19 protein-coding genes are annotated in these 18,919 nt (G+C 64.1%); 3 read left to right on the top strand and 16 right to left on the bottom strand.

The window, feature by feature from the left end:
* Positions 1-28: 28 nt before the first annotated feature.
* Together QA640_RS20160 and QA640_RS20155 are read right to left on the bottom strand one after the other, a co-directional pair.
* A complete protein-coding gene (locus QA640_RS20160; RefSeq protein WP_283042329.1) occupies positions 29-1,588 on the bottom strand; it encodes a carboxyl transferase domain-containing protein in 1,560 nt (519 codons plus the stop codon).
* Positions 1,518-2,492: a helix-turn-helix domain-containing protein gene (locus QA640_RS20155; RefSeq protein WP_283042328.1), complete on the bottom strand. Its 975-nt coding sequence runs from the start codon at positions 2,490-2,492 to the stop codon at positions 1,518-1,520. Before QA640_RS20155 ends, QA640_RS20160 begins: the two co-directional genes overlap by 71 nt.
* Before the next feature lie 96 nt (positions 2,493-2,588).
* On the opposite strand from QA640_RS20155, the gene QA640_RS20150 reads away from it, so the two are divergent.
* Both QA640_RS20150 and glsA read left to right on the top strand, forming a co-directional pair.
* Positions 2,589-2,810, top strand: a complete 222-nt coding sequence (locus tag QA640_RS20150; protein WP_283042327.1) for an acetyl-CoA carboxylase biotin carboxyl carrier protein subunit — start codon at positions 2,589-2,591, stop codon at positions 2,808-2,810.
* Positions 2,811-2,930: 120 nt separating this feature from the next.
* Positions 2,931-4,781, top strand: coding sequence for a glutaminase A (glsA, locus tag QA640_RS20145; protein ID WP_283042326.1), 1,851 nt, complete (start codon positions 2,931-2,933; stop codon positions 4,779-4,781).
* A 75-nt stretch (positions 4,782-4,856) separates the two neighbouring features.
* On the opposite strand, the gene QA640_RS20140 is transcribed toward glsA, so the two are convergent.
* The 14 genes from QA640_RS20140 to ugpC all read right to left on the bottom strand — a co-directional run bounded on the left by QA640_RS20140 (position 4,857) and on the right by ugpC (position 17,633).
* Positions 4,857-5,159 carry a nucleoside triphosphate pyrophosphohydrolase family protein gene (locus tag QA640_RS20140; protein ID WP_283042325.1) on the bottom strand — a complete coding sequence of 101 codons (303 nt, stop codon included), beginning with the start codon at positions 5,157-5,159 and terminating at the stop codon, positions 4,857-4,859.
* 26 nt (positions 5,160-5,185) lie between these two features.
* Complete coding sequence (locus QA640_RS20135; RefSeq protein ID WP_349253749.1) at positions 5,186-5,713, bottom strand: carboxymuconolactone decarboxylase family protein; 528 nt, start codon at positions 5,711-5,713, stop codon at positions 5,186-5,188.
* A 458-nt stretch (positions 5,714-6,171) separates the two neighbouring features.
* Positions 6,172-6,528 (bottom strand): OB-fold domain-containing protein, encoded by a 357-nt coding sequence (locus QA640_RS20130; RefSeq protein ID WP_283042323.1) that lies wholly within the window; start codon positions 6,526-6,528, stop codon positions 6,172-6,174.
* Positions 6,525-7,661 carry a thiolase family protein gene (locus QA640_RS20125; protein ID WP_283042322.1) on the bottom strand — a complete coding sequence of 379 codons (1,137 nt, stop codon included), beginning with the start codon at positions 7,659-7,661 and terminating at the stop codon, positions 6,525-6,527. The genes QA640_RS20130 and QA640_RS20125 overlap by 4 nt, the downstream gene beginning before the upstream one ends.
* A gap of 12 nt (positions 7,662-7,673) precedes the next feature.
* On the bottom strand, positions 7,674-8,873 hold the full coding sequence (locus tag QA640_RS20120) for a CoA transferase (protein WP_283042321.1): 1,200 nt from the start codon (positions 8,871-8,873) through the stop codon (positions 7,674-7,676).
* Between the two features lie 135 nt (positions 8,874-9,008).
* Positions 9,009-9,209 (bottom strand): hypothetical protein, encoded by a 201-nt coding sequence (locus QA640_RS20115; RefSeq protein WP_283042320.1) that lies wholly within the window; start codon positions 9,207-9,209, stop codon positions 9,009-9,011.
* A 116-nt stretch (positions 9,210-9,325) separates the two neighbouring features.
* Entirely contained in the window at positions 9,326-10,495 is a 1,170-nt protein-coding gene (locus QA640_RS20110; RefSeq protein WP_283042319.1) for an acetyl-CoA acetyltransferase, read from the bottom strand.
* A gap of 55 nt (positions 10,496-10,550) precedes the next feature.
* Positions 10,551-11,201, bottom strand: coding sequence for a bifunctional 4-hydroxy-2-oxoglutarate aldolase/2-dehydro-3-deoxy-phosphogluconate aldolase (gene eda, locus QA640_RS20105; protein WP_283042318.1), 651 nt, complete (start codon positions 11,199-11,201; stop codon positions 10,551-10,553).
* 13 nt (positions 11,202-11,214) lie between these two features.
* A complete protein-coding gene (locus tag QA640_RS20100; protein ID WP_283042317.1) occupies positions 11,215-12,183 on the bottom strand; it encodes a sugar kinase in 969 nt (322 codons plus the stop codon).
* 27 nt (positions 12,184-12,210) lie between these two features.
* On the bottom strand, positions 12,211-13,197 hold the full coding sequence (denD, locus tag QA640_RS20095; protein WP_283042316.1) for a D-erythronate dehydrogenase: 987 nt from the start codon (positions 13,195-13,197) through the stop codon (positions 12,211-12,213).
* 67 nt (positions 13,198-13,264) lie between these two features.
* Positions 13,265-14,191 (bottom strand): carbohydrate ABC transporter permease, encoded by a 927-nt coding sequence (locus tag QA640_RS20090; protein ID WP_283042315.1) that lies wholly within the window; start codon positions 14,189-14,191, stop codon positions 13,265-13,267.
* Positions 14,184-15,137, bottom strand: a complete 954-nt coding sequence (locus QA640_RS20085; protein ID WP_283042314.1) for a sugar ABC transporter permease — start codon at positions 15,135-15,137, stop codon at positions 14,184-14,186. The genes QA640_RS20090 and QA640_RS20085 overlap by 8 nt, the downstream gene beginning before the upstream one ends.
* Positions 15,138-15,201: 64 nt before the next feature.
* Positions 15,202-16,521, bottom strand: coding sequence for an ABC transporter substrate-binding protein (locus QA640_RS20080; RefSeq protein ID WP_283042313.1), 1,320 nt, complete (start codon positions 16,519-16,521; stop codon positions 15,202-15,204).
* Positions 16,522-16,565: 44 nt separating this feature from the next.
* On the bottom strand, positions 16,566-17,633 hold the full coding sequence (gene ugpC, locus QA640_RS20075) for a sn-glycerol-3-phosphate ABC transporter ATP-binding protein UgpC (protein ID WP_283042312.1): 1,068 nt from the start codon (positions 17,631-17,633) through the stop codon (positions 16,566-16,568).
* Positions 17,634-17,836: 203 nt separating this feature from the next.
* Here ugpC and QA640_RS20070 point away from each other — a divergent pair, with 203 nt between their 5' ends.
* On the top strand, positions 17,837-18,913 hold the full coding sequence (locus QA640_RS20070) for a LacI family DNA-binding transcriptional regulator (protein ID WP_283042311.1): 1,077 nt from the start codon (positions 17,837-17,839) through the stop codon (positions 18,911-18,913).
* The last annotated feature ends 6 nt before the right edge of the window (positions 18,914-18,919 follow it).

The following is an 18,919-nucleotide window of genomic DNA, read 5'->3' as shown; positions in this document are numbered from 1 at the left end:
CTCCGGACTGCGATCGATTGAGAGCGAGCTACGGCCTGATCGTCATATTCCCCGGCGGCCCTGGCGTGCGCAGCGGCTCCGCCAGCCGTGCGAACTCGCAGAGCAAGGACCGCGTCTTGCGGGGGTCGATGATCTCCTCGACCCAGAACTTTTCGGCCGAGCGGAACGGCGAGCGCAGCTTGTTGAGGCGCTCCTCGATCTCCTTCAGCTTCGCCGCCTTATCCTCCGCCGCATCGATGTCGGCGCGATAGGCGGCCTCGATGCCGCCTTCGAGCGGCAGCGAGCCCCAATAGGCCGACGGCCAGGCGTAGCGGATCGAGAAGCGATCGGCCGGCTGATGCACGACGCCGGCAACGCCAAACGCGTTGCGCAGGATCACCGTGCACCAGGGCACCGTGGTCTGGTTGACCGCGGCCATGGCGCGCACGCCGTGGCGGATCGTGGCCGCCTTCTCGGCGTCCAGTCCGATCATGAAGCCCGGACAATCCATCAGATAGACGATCGGCAGATGGAAGGTTTCGGCGAAGTCGACCCAGCGCACCACCTTCTGGCAGGCATCCGCGGTCCACGATCCGCCATAGTGGAAGGGATCGCTGGCAAGCAGCATCACCGCCCTGCCCTCGAGCCGCGCGAGCCCGACGATGACCGGCTTACCGAAATTGCCGGCGACCTCGAAGAACGAGCCCTTGTCGACGACGGACTCGATGATCGGGCGCATCTTGTAGACCTGCCGGCGGCTCCGCGGCACGGCCTTCGTCAAGGATTCGTCAATGCGTTCCGGATCGTCATGGCAGGGCAGCGTCGGCGGCAGTTCATAGACCGACGACGGCAGATAGGACAGGAAGCGCCGCGCGCAGGCGAACGCCTCCGCCTCGGTCTCGACGGCATGATCGACCGCGCCGGCGCGGGTCTGGATGTCGGCGCCGCCGAGATCCTGCTTGGACAGATCGTGGCCGAGCCGCTTCACCACCGGCGGCCCTGCGACGAACATCGCAGACGATGTGGTCATGATGGAATAGTGGCTGGCGGCAAGCCGCGCAGCGCCAAGGCCCGCCACCGAACCGAGCCCGAGCGCCACGACGGGCACGCGCGCGAGGTTCTCCGTCGTGAAACGGTACCAGCGCGTGCCGCCGATGCCGCCCGGCAGGTTCGCGGCGCCCTTGGTCTCGATCGTCTTCACCGAGCCACCGCCGCCGGATCCTTCGATGATGCGGATGATGGGCAGACGGAAGTCATGCGCCATCTCCTCCGCCATCAGCGGCTTGGCGGAGATCGACGCGTCAGCCGAGCCGCCGCGCACGGTGAAATCGTCGCCGACCACCACCACCGTGCGGCCGTCGACCCTGGCGCGGCCGAACACGCAGTTCGCCGGCGTCACATGCTTGAGCTCGCCATGCGCATCGTATTCACCGATGCCGGAGACGGCACCGATCTCGTGAAAGCTGCCCTTGTCGATCAGCCCGTCGATACGCTCACGAACGGTGAGCCGGCCCTGATCATGCTGTCGCTTGACCTTGTCAACGCCGCCCATCTCCCGCGCGAAGGCTTCGCGCCGGGCGAGTTCGTCGAGTTCCGGCTTCCAGTTCATTCAGTCCCCCCGACGCGATTGGCTTGTTATTGTTTCGCACGGCCATCGCGATCGGCTTGCGCTCGAGACGGTTGTTGAGGAAGTCGCCCTCGGCGCCTTCGAGCAGGTCGCCGACCGCCTTGCCGAGCTTGACCATCAGCGGCGCGACCTCACTGTGCAGCCGCTCCTCGTCATACATGGCTGCCAGCAGACCGATCGTGACCACCACAACGGTCTGATATTGCGGCGACCACATCGGCACCGCGACGCCATTGATGTGCGGGCTCCAGAGGCCGCACGCCACGACATAGCCATGCTCACGCAGGAACTCGCGGTTGGCCTCGATGCGCGGCTTCAGCAGCCGGGCCGCCTCCGGCGCCTCCCGCTCCATCTCCGCAACCAGGGCATCGCCGATCTCGGGCTGTAGCGCCGCCGTGTAAGCGGCGCCCGCGGCGGTCGACGCCATCGCGATCCGGCTGCCGGTTCCTTCATGCAGACCCAGTGCGCTCGCCGAACGGGCAAACTCGAGATAGACGAGATTGAACCGATCGGGGATGACGAAGCCCACCGTCCCCGGCAATTGCTCGGCGACGTCCTCGAGCCGCTGGCGAATGAGGTTGCGCAGTTGCGCTCCCTTCATCATCGAGGCGCTCATCGCAACCGCGCTCGGCCCTATCCGGTATTTTTGATCACGCGGCAGATAGACGAGCTGCCCCATGCGCGTGAGCGTATGCGTGAGCCGCGACACCGTCGAGCGCGGCAGGCCGCAGCGGTTGGAGATTTCGAGATTGCCGAGCCGCGCCTCGTGGCCCTCGAAGCATCGCAACACATCGAATGCGCGCGAGACCACCTGGATGACATCACTTTCGCCGGCTTCGCCAGCGAGCATTCCTTGCCTACTCAACCGCTCCGATCGTCGTCCCATGTTCCCTACCAAGTTGTTTCGCTCTGCGGAATTAAATTCCGCTTGAAGGACACGCTACCTCAGGCACCCTGCGACGACAACAAAAAGGCGAATGGCATGCCAGAAATTAAGATCGTCACGGAAGTCGCAGGACGGATCTGCGCGATTCCCGTTGAGGTTGGGAAAAGCGTCGCAGATGGCGATGACGTTGCATTCGTCGAAGCCATGAAGATGGAGATACCGGTGCCCTCGCCTGCGGCAGGGACGATCACGTTGCTTCTCGTCAAGCTCGACGACGTCGTCGCCGAAGGCCAGGCGATCGCGATCATCGCGAGCTGACGATCCGTCGTCTTGCGTTGAGCTGCTCACCGCGCAATTGCGCCTATGCGTCGAACTGGCCCTCCGCGATCGCGTCGGCAACGGTTGCGCGTGCCCTGATGGCGTTGCACAAGGGAGGCGATGAAACCGCAATCGCCCCTCGCCTCCACTGCCTGGACCCGTTCGAAACCGCCCTTGCTGCGGTTCCTGAACGATTGCCTCAACGAATTCTCGGCCGAGACCTCCGGCGCCGTCGCCGACTACATCCCTGAGCTCGGCAAGGCTGATCCTGCCTATTTCGGCATCAGTCTCGCCACGCTGGATGGCCATGTCTATGAAGTCGGCGACAGCCGCGTCCCCTTCACCATCCAGTCGATGTCAAAGCCGTTCGTGTTCGCGCTGGCGCTGGACATCCTGGGCGCGGCGCGGGTCGAGAGCGCGATTGGCGTCGAGCCCTCCGGCGATCCCTTCAACTCGATCCGGCTCAATGCCGAGAACCACCCATTCAACCCGATGGTCAATGCCGGCGCCATCGCCTGCACCGGGCTGATCCAGGAGAGCAAGGGCGAAGCCGCCTTCGAGGAGATCCGAAAAGCTCTCGGCCGATTCGCCGGCCGCGAGCTGGACGTTGACGAGGCCGTCTACACCTCCGAGAGCCAGACCGGCGATCGCAATCGCGCCATCGCCTACCTGCTACGCACCAATGCCGTGATCAAGGATAACGTCGCGGCCGTGCTCGACGACTATTTCCGCCAATGCGCGGTGCTGGTTACGGCGCGCGACATCGCCGTGATGGCGGCAACGCTCGCCAACCGCGGCGTCAATCCGGTCACCGGCGCGCAGGTGATGACACCTTACGCGATCTCGCGGACGCTGTCGGTGATGACGTCGTCGGGCATGTACGACTATGCCGGCGAATGGATCTACCGGATCGGCATTCCCGCCAAGAGCGGCGTCGGCGGCGGCATCCTCGCTGCCCTGCCCGCCCGGCTCGGTCTCGGCAGCTACTCGCCAAGACTCGACAAGCACGGCAACAGCGTGCGCGGCATCAAGGTCTGCGAGGCACTGTCGTCGCATTATGACCTGCACATGCTCAACCGCAGCGACGACGCGCGCAACGCGATCATCGCGGATTATCACATCGGCCAGAGCCCATCGCGTCGCGTCCGCCGCCCGCAGGAGCGGGAGATCCTCGCTGCTCACGAGGACGAGGTGCGCGTCATCGAGCTCGTCGGCACGCTGTCGCTCTCGGCCGTCGACTACGTCTCGCGGCGGCTTGCCGCACGGCCGCGCCCGCAGCTCGTGATCTTCGACCTGCACCGCGTCACCTCGACGACGCGTGCCGGTGCGCGGCTCGTCGCCGAGGCCTTCGAAGAGCTCGCCGCGCTGAACGTCACCGTGGTCCTGTCCGGCGTCAAGCGCGCCTCGCGGGAATGGGACACGCTTCGCGAATGGACGGCTGGCTTAAAGAACGTTCGCGACTTCTACCTGCTGGACACCGCGATCGAATGGGCGGAAGACCAGATCGTGTACCGCTATGGCGGCTCGATCGACTTCCACGAGACCACCGAGCTATCCGAGCAGCCGCTGCTTGAAGGCCTGAACGACGGCGAGCTGACGGATCTGGCCTCGCTCTGCACCATCCGCACCTATAAGTCGGGCCAGAAGATCGTCGCGGCCGGCAATCCCGCCGATTCGCTGTTCTTCCTGCGCAGCGGTGCGGTGCACGTCACGCTGCCCGACGGCGTTCGCCTGGCAACGCTGACGGCCGGCATGGCCTTTGGCGAGATGGCGCTGCTGGAATCGACCCGCTCGGCGGACGTATTGGCCGATATGGCGGCGACCGCCTTCGAGGTGCCGCTGAAGGATTTCGAGCGCTTCCGCCAGCAGCATCCACACGCCAGCGAGCGCATCATGCGCAACCTGGCGCAGCTCCTCGCCGACCGGCTCATTGTCGCCAATGCCAGGGTGGACATCCTGACGTCAACGTAACGCCGTCCGGAGCTTCCACCTCTCCCCGGCGGGGAGAGGTAACCCAAAATCCTCAGCTCATATCGATCAACCAGTTCAGCGGCTCGCCGCCTCGCGCAGGCGTCTGTTGATCCTGGCCGCGCTCTTGGCCAGCAGATCGGACGGCTTCTGGCCGGTCGCCGCGCACAGGCAGGCCCAGTAGTAGATGGTGTCGCCGAGCTCATCCACGAGGCCGGCCTGATCGAGCCAACCGTCGCGCAACAGCTTCTTGATGTGATCGGCAACCTCTCCGGCCTCGGCCGCCAGGCCGAGACCGAGATAGGACAGCCGTTCGTTGGTCGGGTGCTCCTCGACCTTGGCGATCGTCGCAGCCCAGGCCGCGAATTCATCGATGTCCATCGGCATCCCTCGCCGCTTACTCGATCTCAGCCCACGACCTCCGTCACCGGCTGGAGGTCGATCTCGAACGTCTCAAGAAATTTCGACGTCATGATGTAGAAGCCGACCGAAAGCTGCAATTCGACCAGCGCAGCCGGCGTGAGTTTTGCGGCAATCGCCTTGAAGGTCGCATCCGTCGGCTTGTTCAGCTTGACGATTTCATCCGTGAACGCGAGCGCCGCGCGCTGTGTTTCGGTAAAGCATTTCGCCGCCTGCCAGTTCGCAAGCGCCTCGTTCTGCTCATCGGTGATGCCGACATTCTTGCCGATGCGCTTGTGCGCGATGACCTCGTAGGGCGCCTCGCAGAGAATCCCAGTCCGTGTGATCGCAAGTTCCCGAACGATCGGATCAAGCTCGCCCCTGCTCCGGATCGCTCCGCCCAGCCGGCAATACTGCACGAAATAGTCAGACGAATGCGACATCATCCGGAAGATGTTGGCGTTGCGATTCTTGGCGAGGATGTCGCGGGTGCGCTCGGACGCCTTGGACGGATCGGCGTAGTCGATACGGGCCATCATTCACCTTGGGTCTTGGTCTTGTTGTGGTTCTTACGGAGAGCTTCTCGAGACTATTCTTGCACCGACACAAGAGCAACATCATCGAGTCAAATTGCCGCCGCATTGCTGAATGAACTTGCAGAAATCGATATTCGCTGCGTGGGGACAAATCGCAGCGGTGCTCGAAATGGGGTGTTCCGAGTAAAAAAAATCCGACCGTCGTTTGCGCAGGCGCGCCACGCCGAGTCGCGCCCAGGTCTAGGGAGTAAACGGCATGAAGGAAGCCACCAGGAGGGCGGCCTCGGGAGCGTTCGCGCATATGCTGGCGGTGACGGCGATGCTCGTCATTGCCAGCATATTGTTCTACGGGCGCTGAAGGAGCTTTCGTCATTCCGGGGTGGTGCGTTCTTGCCAGACCTAGAATCCCGTTCCAGGTTCGGTCCGTTCGACCGCCCCCGAATGACGAAAACCATCAGCTAGACCTTTGTGAAAAATGGCAAGAATTTTCCGGCAAACGAGGCGAACTGCGCGGTGACCTCGTCGCCGATGGCGAGATCCTTCTCGCCGTGCGCCATCATGCGAAAGCCTTCGGCGCAGTCGACGAGCAGGATGTTGTAGGGCACATGCGCGCGGGCCTCGGGCGTTGCGGCACGGCAAACAAGCGAGGTGGCGTAGACCCTGCCCTTGCCGCTCGCGCGATGTTCTCGCGGGTCTGGCGCGCCGCAGGCCGCGCAGAAGTCGCGGTGGAAGTACTGTACGCCGCCGCATGCCTTGCAGCATTGATAGACGATCGCCGCTTCGCCCTTTGTCCAATCCGCGATTCGCGCGCTCATCGCACCTGCTCCAGGAACATGCTGACATGGGAGGACAACACGCCGCCGTCGCCATGCAACAGCGCGATCGAGGCGTCGCGGACCTGGCGATCGCCTGCGCGCCCGGTCATCTGAACATGCGCTTCGACCAGATGCGCCATCGCGCCGGCGACGCCGCAATGGCCGTAGCTGAGGAGCCCGCCGTGGGTGTTGAGCGGCATGCGGCCGTCACGGCTAAAATATCCGGACCGGATGCGCGCGGCGGCCTCGCCGCGCCCGGCAAGACCGAGATCTTCCAGCAGCATCGCGAGCGTGATGGTGAAACTGTCATAGACGGCGGCGTAACGCACGTCTGATATCGCAAGACGTGAAGCCTGTTTCGCGCGCGCGATCGAAATCTCGGCACCAAGCTCGCTCAGCGCCGGAGCCGCGGTGACATGCTGATGGGTGTGCGCCTGCGCGCAGCCGCGGATCCGCACGCCGGCCTCGCCGGTCCGCTCGCGGCTCATCACGAAGGCGGCGCCACCATCGGATACCGGGCAGCAGTCGAGCAGTTTCAACGGCAGCGCCACGGGCTTGGAGGCCATCACGTCCGCAACCGTGATCGGGTCGCGGAATTGCGCGCCGGGATGGGTGCAGGCGTGTGCGCGCATCAGCACGGCGAACTCCGCGAGATCCTCCTCGGTCATGCCGTGCTCGTGCATATAGCGGGACGCGACGAGGCCGTAATAGGCGGGGATGGTCGGTCCCAGCGGCACCTCGTAGGCGGGATGGCCGACCTGCGCCAACGCCTGGATCGAGGCATCGCGGCTTTGCCCGCTGAGACGGTTCTCACCGGCGACAACCAGCACATGCCGCACCACCCCAGCCTCGACCAGGTGATGCGCGAGCATGGCCATGGCGAGCCCCGTCGCGCCGCCGACCTGCACAGCATGCGCGTAGGCCGGGCGAATGCCGAAGTGCTCGGCGAAGACGGTCGCCAGCATGATGTGCGGTGATACCGTCGAATAACCGCAGAGGACGCCGTCGATCTCCGCGCGCGTCAGCCCGGCATCGTCGAGCGCGAGCTGGGCCGCGCGGCTCATCAGATCGAGCGAGGATGAGCCGTCATGCTTGCCGTAAGGCGTGAGCCCGACGCCGGTGATGAAGCTCATGACGCTCTCTCCCTATTCCGGCGGCGAGCGTGTCACGCCGTCGCGTATCAGGACCGCAATCTCGTCGGCGGAATAGCCGATCTCCTTCAGGATCTCCGCACCATGCTCGTTGAGGCGCGGTGCGAGCCGCGACGGTTCGGCGTCGGTGTCCGACCACGTCGCGGTGACCTTCATGCTGCGGATCGGGCCTTCGGTCGGATGGTTGACGACCGGAAAGAAGCCCGTCGCCTCCAGATGCGGATCATGCAGGATCGTTTGCAAATCGTGCATCGGCATGACCGGCACGTCGGCCCTCGTCAAAAGCTCGATCCATTCGGCGGTCGTGCGCGTTTCGAAGATGCGCGCGAGCTCGGCATAGACGAAGTCGATATTCGCAGCGCGGCCGGCAAAGGTTGCAAACCTCTTGTCGGCGCGCAGATCGTCGCGACCGGTCGCTTCGAAAAAGTTCTGCCACTGCTTGTCGTTGTAGACGATCACGCTCAGATAGCCGTCCGCGGTCTTGTAAGGCCTGCGGTCGCGCGACAAATGCCGCGCGTAGCCACCCTTGTCGAGCGGCGGTTCGAAGGTGAGCCCACCCATGTGATCGCCCATGACGAAGCCGGCCATGGTCTCGAACATCGGGATATCGACGCGCTGTCCGCGCCCGGTGCGGTCGCGGTGCACGAGGCTGGCGCAGATCGCGCCGACCGCGGTGAGACCGACGATGCGGTCGACCAGCGCGTTCGGCACGTAGCGCGGCACGCCGTCGCCTGTCTGCGCCATCAATGCGGGCAGCGCCGTTGCACCTTGGATCAGGTCGTCATAGGCGGGCTTCGCGGCATAGGGCCCGTCCTGGCCGAAGCCGAACACGCCGGCATAGACGAGGCGCGGGTTGATCGCGGAGACCACGTCATCGCCGAGCTGAAGCCGCGCCATTGCCTGCGGCCGGACGTTGTAGACGAGGACGTCGGCGTCCCTGATGAGCCGCAGCACGGCGTCGCGGCCGGCCGGCTTCTTCAGGTCGAGGCAGATCGAGCGCTTGCTGCGATTGGTGTTGAGGAATACCGGGCCCATGCCGGCATGACGCATCGGACCGATCAGGCGGGTGACGTCGCCTTCGAGCGACTCCACCTTGATGATGTCGGCACCGTAGTCGCCGAGCATCTGGGTCGCATACGGCCCCATCAGCACGGTCGTCATGTCGATGACCTTGATGCCCTTCAACGGCCCCATCGCTCACTCCCGATTGCGCGGGGCGACTACGGCCCGCGATTTCGGCCAGCTAACTGAAGCAACGAGGCTCGGGCAAGGGCGGCCGGCGTATGGCCGCATGCGCCGCGTGCGAGCACGGCGCGCTGCCGGCTCCGGTTATTTCTTCTGGCGGGCTTCGCGGATCTTGAGCAGCCGATCGAGCTCGTCGTTCTGCTGGTTGATGCGATCGGCGATACGCGCCTCGCTCTGCTCGCCGGACGCGGCGGCGGCCTGCTCGATGAGCTGCCTGATATTGCTCTCGAGGATCGCGATACGATCGTTGAGTTCGTCTAGTGATAGCGAGCTATCATTGCTCATGATGCATTCCCCGGCAATCAATCAAGAGCAGGTGAGCGAAGCGCAACGTGCCCACCTTGACATAGCGCAAGGAAGGGTGGGCGCGGCGCATTCGCGCCTTTGCCCACTCTTACGGGTTACTTCAACGGCTCCAGCACGGAAACGTAGTTGGCGACGGCTGCGCCGCCCATGTTGAAAATGCCGCCCAGCCTGGCGTTCTTGATCTGCATCCCCTCGGGCGCCTGGCCCGCAAGCTGCATCGCGGTCATCACATGCATGGAGACGCCGGTGGCGCCGATCGGATGGCCCTTCGACTTCAGCCCGCCGGACGGATTGACCGGCAGCTTGCCGTCCTTCAGCGTCCAACCTTCCTTGATGGCGCGGGCGCCCTGCCCCCTCGGCGTCAGGCCCATCGCTTCATATTCGATCAGCTCGGCAACCGTGAAGCAGTCGTGGGTCTCGACGAAAGAGAGGTCGGCGAGCGACACGCCGGCCTTCTCCAGCGCGCGCTGCCAGGCGACCGTGCAGCCTTCGAACTGGAGGATGTCGCGCTTGCTCATCGGCAGGAAGTCCTGGGCATGCGCGGTGGCGCGGAAGCCGATCGACTTGCCCATGCCCTTGGCGGTCTCGGCATCGGCCAGCACGAGGGCCGCCGCGCCATCGGAGACGAGCGAGCAGTCGGTGCGCTTCAAGGGGCCGGCGACGTAAGGATTCTTCTCGCTCTCGGAGCGGCAGAACTCGAAGCCAAAATCCTTGCGCATCTGGGCGAAGGGGTTGGCGACGCCGTTCTTGTGGTTCTTGGCCGCGATCAGCGCCAGCGCATCGGACTGGTCGCCGTATTTCTGGAAATAGGCGCTGGCGATCTTGCCGAACACGCCGGCGAAACCGCCGACGGTGTCGCCGTCTTCCGGCAGGTACGAGGCTTTGAGCAGGTTCTTGCCGATCTCCGGACCCGGCGTGCGCGTCATCTGCTCGACGCCGACGACCAGCACGATTTTGGCCGCGCCGGCCGCAATCGCGCGCAGGCCCTGGTGCACGGCGGCCGAGCCCGTGGCGCAGGCATTCTCGACGCGGGTCGCCGGCTTGAAGCGCAGATTCGGATCAGCCTGGAGCACCAGCGAGGCGGTAAAGTCCTGCGGAGAGAACCCGGCGTTGAAATGACCGAGCACGATCTCATCGACATCGCCCGCCGAGATGCCGGCATCCGCAAGCGCCTCATTCGCCACGCGCGTGACGAGGCTTTCGACGGTCTCGGTGTCGAACTTGCCGAACGGCGTATGCGCCCATCCGACGATGCTTCCCGTCATGGTCATTCTCCTCAGGTCTTCCCTGCCCGATTCTTAGCCCAAAGGGCCAAAGAGTTCACCCGGCTTTGAGGCCCTTGAGGGTGCGCTGGCAGATGGCAGTTATGCCGGCCCAGTTCCCGGCCCTGATCTCGGCCGCCGGACACAGCCAGGAACCGCCGACCGCGAGAACGTTAGGCTCGGCGAGCCAGGTCGCCGCATTGGCCTCGCCGACGCCGCCGGTGGGGCAAAAGCGCACATTGGGGAACGGACCGCCCAGGGCCCGCAGGCCCTTGATGCCACCGGCCTGCTCGGCGGGGAAAAACTTGGCAACATCGAGGCCGAACGCCAGCGCCTGCATCAGTTCGGACGCGGTCGCAATGCCCGGGGCAAATGGCAAGGCGCTGTCGGCGGCGGCCTTCAACAGATCGGGCGTGCCGCCCGGGCTGATGCCGAATTTGACGCCCAGCGCCTCGGCGCGGGCGAGGTCGGCGGGGTTGAGGATGGTGCCGATGCCGACGATCGCCTCCGGCACCTCTGATATCATCGCCTTCGCCGCCTCGATCGCCACGGAGGTGCGCAGCGTCACCTCCAGCGTCTTGACGCCACCGGCGACGAGGGCGCGCGCCAGGGGCACCGCATCCTCGAGACGCTCGATGGTGAGGACGGGGATGACGGTCGCGGCCCTGAACAGAGCGGCGAGCTTTTCCTGTTTGGCAGTCGTGGTCATGTCGGTTCGATTCTCACTTTGTCGCTTGGCGCGAGATGGCCGGCCGGGGCCGCTTCTTCGGCGGCATGGCATAGGCCGGAATGATGGCACCCGGATAGCAGATCACGAGGCTCGCGAGGCGATGTCCGGCCTGCGCGGCCTCAACGGGATCGGAACCTGCGAGCCTTGCGGCAATATAAGCCGCGGCAAAGCTGTCGCCAGCCGCCGTGGTGTCGACCACCGGCTTGGTCATCGGCTCGGCACCCACCTGGCCTGTGCCGTCCGGGAAGCGCAACAGGCTGACAGGCTCGGCGAGACGGAACACCAGCTCGGGGGTGGGGATGCGCGCCATCAGCTCGGCATGGCTCTCGCCCGGATACAGGGCGAGCAGATCCTCGGTCGAGGTCAGCACGATGTCGGCGGCCTCGAATGCCGCGGCAAACACCTCGCGAGCGACGTCGCGATCGGGCCAGCCACGGGCGCGAAAATTGGTGTCGAACACGAAGCGGGTGCCGAGCAGGCGCGCACGCTTGATCGCCGCGAACAGGCGCTCGCGCCCGGCCTGATCGTAGATCGAGAGCGTGATCGCGGAGAGATAGACGATGTCGTAGCTCATCAGCGAGTTGAGGATCTCGTCCGTCTCCGGCAGATCCATCAGCCGGCGCGCGGCCGCGCTCTCGCGCCAGTGAAAGAACTGCCGCTCGCCCTTGGCATCAAGCTGGATCATGTAGAGGCCGGGCAGCTTGCCGGGCAGACGCACGACGCGCCTGGTGCCGACGCCCTCCGCGGTCCAGGCCGTCACCATCTCATCGCTCAAGGCGTCATCGCCGAGCGCCGTGAAATAGTCGACCTTGACCTCGAGCCGCGCGAGATAGACGGCCGTGTTGAGCGTATCGCCGCCGAAGCCGCGCGAATAGAGCCCGCCCTGGCCGCCGGACTGTCCTCCTCCTTGGGCCTGCCGAAGCTCGACCATGCATTCACCGATGCAAGCAACGCTCGCCATCACTTAACCCACGCTATTTCGGTTGCGTCAGGCGACGAAATCGCCGCCGAGCTCGTCTTCGATGTGAATGCGGATGATATCATCGAAGCTCTTCTCGGCGGTAGTGAAGCCGAGCTCGCGCGAGCGCCGTGCATCGAAATTGCGCGGCCAGCCGCCGACGATGCCCACGATGAAGGGATCCGGCTCCCGCTTGATGCGGGCGGCGACCTTCTCGCCCGCGACCCGCTTCAGGGCCGCGATCTGCTCGCCGACAGTGGCCGACAGGCCGGGCATGGTGAGATTGCGGCGCGGACCGACCGCGGCGAGGTCCATCGTGCCGGCATGGAGCAGAAAGCCGACCGCGGAGCGCGGCGTCGCGTGCCAGTGGCGGACGTCCTCGGAAACCGGCAGGATCGCCTCCTTGCCGGCCAGCGGCTCGCGCAAAATGTTGGAGAAGAAGCCGGATGCCGCCTTATTGGGCAGGCCGGGGCGGATGCAGATGGTCGGCAGGCGAATGCCGATGCCGTCGAGAAAGCCGCGGCGGGAATAATCGGCGAGCAGCAGTTCGCCGATCGCCTTCTGGGTGCCATAGCTGAGCAGCGGGGTGTGGAAGAACTCGTCGCCGATCGCATCCGGGAACGGAGCGCCGAACACCGCGATCGAGGAGGTGAAGACCACGCGCGGCTTGTAGCCGCCGCCTGCGAGGCGGATGGCGTCGAGCAGCATCCGCGTGCCGTCAAGATTGATGCGATAGCCCTTGTCGAAATCGAGCTCGGCCTCGCCGGAGACGATGGCGGCCAGATGGAAGATCACGTCGGGGCGGCCCGCGATCAGCTTCTCGGCGGCTCCGGGAACGGCAAAATCGCCGGAGACCGTGTCGACGGCAAAGCCCGCCTTCTCGGGCTTCTTCGGCTCGACCACGTCATGCATGGTCAGCCTGGTGATGTCGCTCTTGCCGAGCCGGCCGTCGCGCAAAAGCCGTTCGCACAATTTGCGGCCGACCATACCGGCAGCGCCGAGAACCAGAATGTGCAAGAGCCTACTCCTTCTTATTGGTCTTGAACGCGCCCGTTTGGACGCGCTCTTGACGCGGGGCCCGCGATCATTCCTTCACGGCGCCGGTCATCGCCGACACATAATGCTCCACGAAGAAGGCGTAAAGGATAACCAGCGGCAGCGACCCCGCGAGCGCCCCCGCCATCAGCGAGCCCCAGCGGTAGATGTCGCCGTCCACGAACTCGTTGACGATCGCGACCGGCACCGTCTTGTTGCTGGTCGATTGCAGGAAGGTCAGCGCGTAGATGAACTCGTTCCAGCACAGGGTAAAGCAGAAGATGAAGGCCGAGATCAGGCCGGGGATCGCGAGCGGCAGGACGATCTTGATCAGGATCTGCCAGCGGCTCGCTCCATCGATCAGCGCGCATTCCTCGAGCTCGAACGGGATGGTCTTGAAATAGCCCATCAACAGCCAGGTCGAGAACGGGATCAGGATGGTCGGATAAGTCAGGATCAACGCCATCGGCGAGTCGAACAGGCCGTACTGGAACACGACGGTGGCGAGCGGGATGAACAGGATCGACGGCGGCACCAGATAGGCGAGGAAGATCAGACCGCCGACGAGGTTGGCGCCCTTGTAGCGCAGGCGCACGATGGCATAGGCCGCGAGCACCGATGCGATGATCGAGAGCACCGTGGCACAGACCGCCACATACATCGTGTTCCAGAGCCAGTGCGGATAGTAGCTCTCGAACAGAAGCTTGTGGAAATGCTTGAAGGTCGGATTCCAGGTCCAGAACGGATTATACTTGTCGAGATCGAGCAGCTGGTCGTCCGGTTTCACCGAGGTCAGCGCCATCCAGTAAAACGGAAACAGGAGGATCACGACGATGATCGTGAGCGGCAGATACAGCGTCACGATCCGGCGCGGCACCGACTGAAGATAGCTCATGCCTTCGCTGTGATCGGCAGTAGGCGCCGAGCCCGACAGCACATTCTTGAGATCGAGGGATCTGGTGGGCAGGTCAGTCATTGCTCTCTCCCTGCTGCCATTTCCGGCGCTGCAATCCGAACCATGAGACCATGATCGCGGCGAGCAGGAACGGAATCATCGCGCTGGAGATCGCCGCGCCCTCGCCGAGCTGCCCGGCGATGATCGCTCGCTGATAGGACAGCGTCGCCATCAGATGGGTGGCATTGACCGGACCGCCGCGGGTCATCGCCCAGATCAGCTGGAAGTCGGTGAAGGTGAACAGCACTGAGAAGGTCATCACGACGGCGATAATCGGCGTCAGCAGCGGATAGGTGATGTACCGGAAATTCTGCCAGCGCGTGGCGCCGTCCAGGGTTGCCGCTTCATAGAGCGAGGGCGACACCGTCTGCAGGCCGGCGAGCAGGGTGATCGCCACGAACGGCACGCCGCGCCAGATGTTGGCGAAGATCACGCAGATCCGCGCCCAGGTCGTGTCGCCGAGGAAATTGATGTTCTGGCTGATCAGGCCGAGCTGCTTCAGCGACCACGAGATGATGGAGAATTGCGAGTCGAATATCCACCAGAACGCCAGCGCCGAGAGCACCGTCGGCACGATGAAGGGGATCAGGACCATCGCGCGCAGCATCGCCTTGAACGGCATGTTCTCGTTCAAAAGCAGCGCAAGATAGAGCCCGATCGCGAATTTGAGAGCGCTGGCGACGAAGGTATAGAGCAGGGTATTGAACACCGACAGCCAGAAGATGGCGTCGTCCCACAGCCATTCATAATTCTCGGCGCCGATGAATTGCCCGACCCGGCCGATGCGAGTGTCGGTGAAGGACAGCCAGATGCCGAGCCCTAGCGGATAGGCCAGGAAGAAGATCAGGAAGGCCATGGCCGGCAGCATGAACCAGAAGCCGACCCAGTTGCGGTTGTGCTTGAGCTGGTCCCAGGCACTCGCCTCGCGAAACTGCTTGGTTTGGGAAGCAACTACGACATCGGCCATGCCCGATATCCCCGATCAGAGTGCGAATGTGCGGGCGGCCAGACGGCCGCCCGCGTCGAGATCATCAGCGATAGATGCGCTTCAATTGCCGTTCTGCTTCCGCAATTGCACCCTTTGCGTCCTTCGTGCCGGTGCAATAGTTGGCAAACATGTCGACGATGATGAAGTCTGCGATCGCGGTTGCCGCCTTCTCGCCCACCGTACCGATGCCGGACGCCGGCAGGGTGCGCTTGGATGCCTGCGCGAACACGGCGTTCTTTGGATCGGCCGACCAAACCGGCGCGGTTTCATACGCATTCAGGGTCTGTGTCAGGTAACCCTGCGCTCCATCCAGCCACTTCTCGTAGTTCTCCTTCTCCAGCATGAAGGCGATGAAGGCCTTCGCCGCGTTCGGATATTTGGTGAAGTTGAAGGCGAGAATCGGCAGAGCAAGCTGCAATTCAGTCGGCTTGCCGATGGGCCCGACGGGGTGCAGCGCGTGATAGGTATCCTCGGCGAGTTCCTTCTTGGTCGGGTCGGTCTTGGCCGCGACATAGATCGAAATGCCGTTGAGGGTGCAATAGAGCTCGCCGGCCAGGAACGCCTTGTTGTTGGAGGAGTCGTTCCAGGATGGGGTTCCGGGGATGAAGGTTTCGGAGAGCGCCTTGCAGTACTCCAGTGCCTTCACGGTCTCGGGCGAATTGATGATGATCTTGTCGTTCTGGTCGACCGTGTAGGCACCGTGGCCCCACAGTACCCAGTGCAACCAACCATTGGCGTCGCCGGTGGCATGCCCAAGAGCGAAGCCTGCAGGCGTGTTGTTCGCCTTGAGTGCCTTGCACATCTCGAGGAAGCCGGGAAAGTCTTTGGGAAACTCCTTGAAGCCCGCCTTGTCGGTCGCCGACTTGCGGTAGGTCATGTAACCGCCGTTGGTCGCGACCGGAATGCCCAGCCAGTCGTCGCCAAGCTTGCAGGTCTTGGCCGCCGCATCCGTCCAGCCACCGTATTTCTTGCCGAGGTAATCGGCGACGTCGTTCATCTTCAGCACTTTGGTCGGGAAGAGCTGCGGTAGCGTGTGCAGACCCCAGGCGAGATCGAGCCCGGAGCCGGTATTGGCCGCAACGGAGGCCTTCGGCTGCACGTCCTCGAAAGATTCGCTGAACACGTTCATTTCGGTGCCGGTCGCCGCCTTGAACGCTGCGACCATCGCGTTGAATGCATCGTCCTCCGCCGGCACGAAGCGCTTCCAGCGCATCACAGTCAGCTTGGCGCCCGACTCGGCCTTCCACGGCGAGTCAGCCGCCCAGGCTTTCGCGAATTCGAACAGTGCAGGCCCAGTCAATGCGCCGGTTGCAGCCAGCGCCGTTCCGCCTTGAAGCAACGCCCGGCGGGTAAAGTCTTGCATGTCGTCCTCCCAATGGTGATTTTCTTGATTTGTTTAAGCCTGCCTTAGGCGTTCAGTCGTTTTCCCGTTCCTTCGTCGAACAAGTGAACCAGCGACGGATCGGGCTTCAGCCGGACCTTGTCGCCGGGATTGAACTGGTGCCGCTCGCGGAAGACGGCGACGACCTGCTCGCCGCCGAGCTTTGCGAACACCTGCGTCTCCGAGCCGGTCGGCTCGACCACGATGATCTCGGCTTCCGCGCCGTCGTCGGCGATCGTGAAATGCTCGGGCCGCACGCCATAGACGGCGGGCTTTCCGTCGGACGCGGTCGGCGCGGTCTTGAGCGGCAGCTTGACGCCGTTCGGGCCCTCGAAGGTCGCGATGCCGTTCGAGCGCACATGGCCTTTGAGGAAGTTCATCGCCGGCGAGCCGATGAAGCCGGCGACGAACTGATTTTCGGGCTTGTCGTAGAGCTCGAGCGGGGTGCCCATCTGCTCGACGATGCCGTCATGCATGACGACGATCTTGTCGGCCATGGTCATGGCCTCGATCTGGTCGTGGGTGACGTAGACGGTCGTGGTCTTGAGCCGCTGGTGCAGCTCCTTGATCTCGGTACGCATCGCGACGCGCAGCTTGGCATCGAGGTTCGACAACGGCTCGTCGAACAGGAACACCTGCGGATCGCGCACGATGGCCCGCCCCATGGCGACGCGCTGGCGCTGGCCGCCGGAGAGTTGGCGCGGATAGCGATCGAGCAGCGGCGTCAGCGCGAGGATCTCGGCGGCGCGCTTGACGCGCTTGTTGATCTCGTCTGAGCTCGCGCTGCGCAGCTTGAGCGAGAAGCCCATGTTGTCGGCGACCGTCATGTGCGGATACAGCGCGTAGTTCTGGAACACCATCGCAATGTCCCGCTCCTTGGGCTGGACATTGTTGACGACGCGCTCGCCGATCGAAATCGTGCCTGATGTGATGTTCTCGAGCCCTGCGAGCATGCGCAGCAGCGTCGACTTGCCGCAGCCGGAGGGGCCAACGAGAACGACGAACTGGCCGTCCTCGATCGGAATCGTCACGCCGTGCAGGACTTCAAAATTGCCGAACGATTTCCGCACATCGCGGATTTGCACAGACGACATCTAGCTCCCTCCTCACTGGTCCGCAGCGCCCATCGAGCACCGCTACCGCCTTTTCTTCTGGGGCTCCACCAACGAGGCCCCATCTTACAAGGCAGCATTGTCCGCAGTTTGCGCGGCTTTGGCAATTTGTCTTTGGTTAATCTGGGCTGGTAGCGCTGTCAACGTTCCTTTGTTTGCCGGAACGGCTATGCTATGAGCAACAAATGGGACGAAAACGCACCAAATCTGGCAAGATCCGGCTGGCGGAGGTCGCCGAGCTCGCCGGAGTGAGCCCTATCACCGCGTCCCGCTTTTTCAGGAATCCCGAAGCGCTTTCGGTTGCCAAGCGGGCGCGTGTCGAAAGCGCCGCGCGCGAACTCGGCTATGTGCCAAATCTCGCGGCGCGTGCATTGGCCTCGCAACGCACGGAAGTGATCGGCGTGCTGATCCCGTCGCTGACCAACAACGTGTTCTCCGACGTGCTGCGCGGCATCTATGACGCGTCCGAAGGCAGCCGCTACTCGATCCAGCTTTCCAACACCCGCTACAGCATCCTCCAGGAGGAGAAGCTTCTTCGCCTGTTCCTGGCGCAGAAGCCGGCCGGGCTGATCGTCACTGGCATCGACCAGACGACCGAATCGCGCGCGATGCTCGAGGCGGCCGATTGCCCGATCGTACAGATCATGGAGCTTGGACCCGCCCCCGTCGACATGATGATCGGCTTTTCGCACTATGAGGCGGCGCGCGCGGCGATCGCGCACCTGCTCGTGCAGGGCTGCCGCCGGATCGGCTTCGTCGGCGCGCGAATGGATCCGCGGGTGCAGCGGCGGCTGGACGGCTATGTCTCGGCAATGAAGGACGCCGGTCTGTTCGACCAGCGCCTCGTCGTGACGACGGCTACGCCGACCTCGGTGACGTTGGGGGGAACGTTGTTTGCTGACCTGCTCGCGCGGGAGCCGAACATCGATGCGGTGTTTTGCGCCAATGACGACCTCGCGCTCGGCGTGCTCTTTGAGTGCCGACGCCGGGAGATCACTGTCCCCGATCAGATCGCCATCATCGGCTTCAATGACCTCGAATTCATGGCGAGCGCCGTCCCCACGCTCACCAGCGTGCGCACCAACCGCTACGAGATGGGCCGGGCCGCCGCCACGATGCTGATCGAGGCCATCGAAGGCCGTCGTCCGGAGCAACCGGTGCTCGATCTCGGCTTCAAGGTGATCGAGCGGCAAAGCTCGCTGGCGCAGCGCGCCGACAGCCCGCCGGCCCTTTCGGAAGTGGTGGCGGGCCGAACAAAATGATAGCGT

Origin of the sequence: Bradyrhizobium sp. CB82, assembly GCF_029714405.1 — a bacterium.
Classification (GTDB): domain Bacteria; phylum Pseudomonadota; class Alphaproteobacteria; order Rhizobiales; family Xanthobacteraceae; genus Bradyrhizobium.
This window is presented reverse-complemented; position numbering and strand designations above follow the sequence as displayed.

Coding starts and splice junctions, on each gene's coding strand:
- QA640_RS20130 (WP_283042323.1), bottom strand. CDS start 6,528: ATGAGCGCGCGAATCGCGGATTGGACAAAGGGCGAAGCGGCGATCGTC.
- QA640_RS20120 (WP_283042321.1), bottom strand. CDS start 8,873: ATGGGGCCGTTGAAGGGCATCAAGGTCATCGACATGACGACCGTGCTG.
- ugpC (WP_283042312.1), bottom strand. CDS start 17,633: ATGTCGTCTGTGCAAATCCGCGATGTGCGGAAATCGTTCGGCAATTTT.
- QA640_RS20155 (WP_283042328.1), bottom strand. CDS start 2,492: ATGGGACGACGATCGGAGCGGTTGAGTAGGCAAGGAATGCTCGCTGGC.
- QA640_RS20135 (WP_349253749.1), bottom strand. CDS start 5,713: ATGGCCCGTATCGACTACGCCGATCCGTCCAAGGCGTCCGAGCGCACC.
- QA640_RS20160 (WP_283042329.1), bottom strand. CDS start 1,588: ATGAACTGGAAGCCGGAACTCGACGAACTCGCCCGGCGCGAAGCCTTC.
- QA640_RS20140 (WP_283042325.1), bottom strand. CDS start 5,159: ATGGACATCGATGAATTCGCGGCCTGGGCTGCGACGATCGCCAAGGTC.
- QA640_RS20100 (WP_283042317.1), bottom strand. CDS start 12,183: ATGGCGAGCGTTGCTTGCATCGGTGAATGCATGGTCGAGCTTCGGCAG.
- QA640_RS20110 (WP_283042319.1), bottom strand. CDS start 10,495: ATGACGGGAAGCATCGTCGGATGGGCGCATACGCCGTTCGGCAAGTTC.
- eda (WP_283042318.1), bottom strand. CDS start 11,201: ATGACCACGACTGCCAAACAGGAAAAGCTCGCCGCTCTGTTCAGGGCC.
- QA640_RS20090 (WP_283042315.1), bottom strand. CDS start 14,191: ATGACTGACCTGCCCACCAGATCCCTCGATCTCAAGAATGTGCTGTCG.
- QA640_RS20150 (WP_283042327.1), top strand. CDS start 2,589: ATGCCAGAAATTAAGATCGTCACGGAAGTCGCAGGACGGATCTGCGCG.
- QA640_RS20080 (WP_283042313.1), bottom strand. CDS start 16,521: ATGCAAGACTTTACCCGCCGGGCGTTGCTTCAAGGCGGAACGGCGCTG.
- QA640_RS20085 (WP_283042314.1), bottom strand. CDS start 15,137: ATGGCCGATGTCGTAGTTGCTTCCCAAACCAAGCAGTTTCGCGAGGCG.
- QA640_RS20125 (WP_283042322.1), bottom strand. CDS start 7,661: ATGAGCTTCATCACCGGCGTCGGGCTCACGCCTTACGGCAAGCATGAC.
- QA640_RS20115 (WP_283042320.1), bottom strand. CDS start 9,209: ATGAGCAATGATAGCTCGCTATCACTAGACGAACTCAACGATCGTATC.
- QA640_RS20070 (WP_283042311.1), top strand. CDS start 17,837: ATGGGACGAAAACGCACCAAATCTGGCAAGATCCGGCTGGCGGAGGTC.
- glsA (WP_283042326.1), top strand. CDS start 2,931: ATGAAACCGCAATCGCCCCTCGCCTCCACTGCCTGGACCCGTTCGAAA.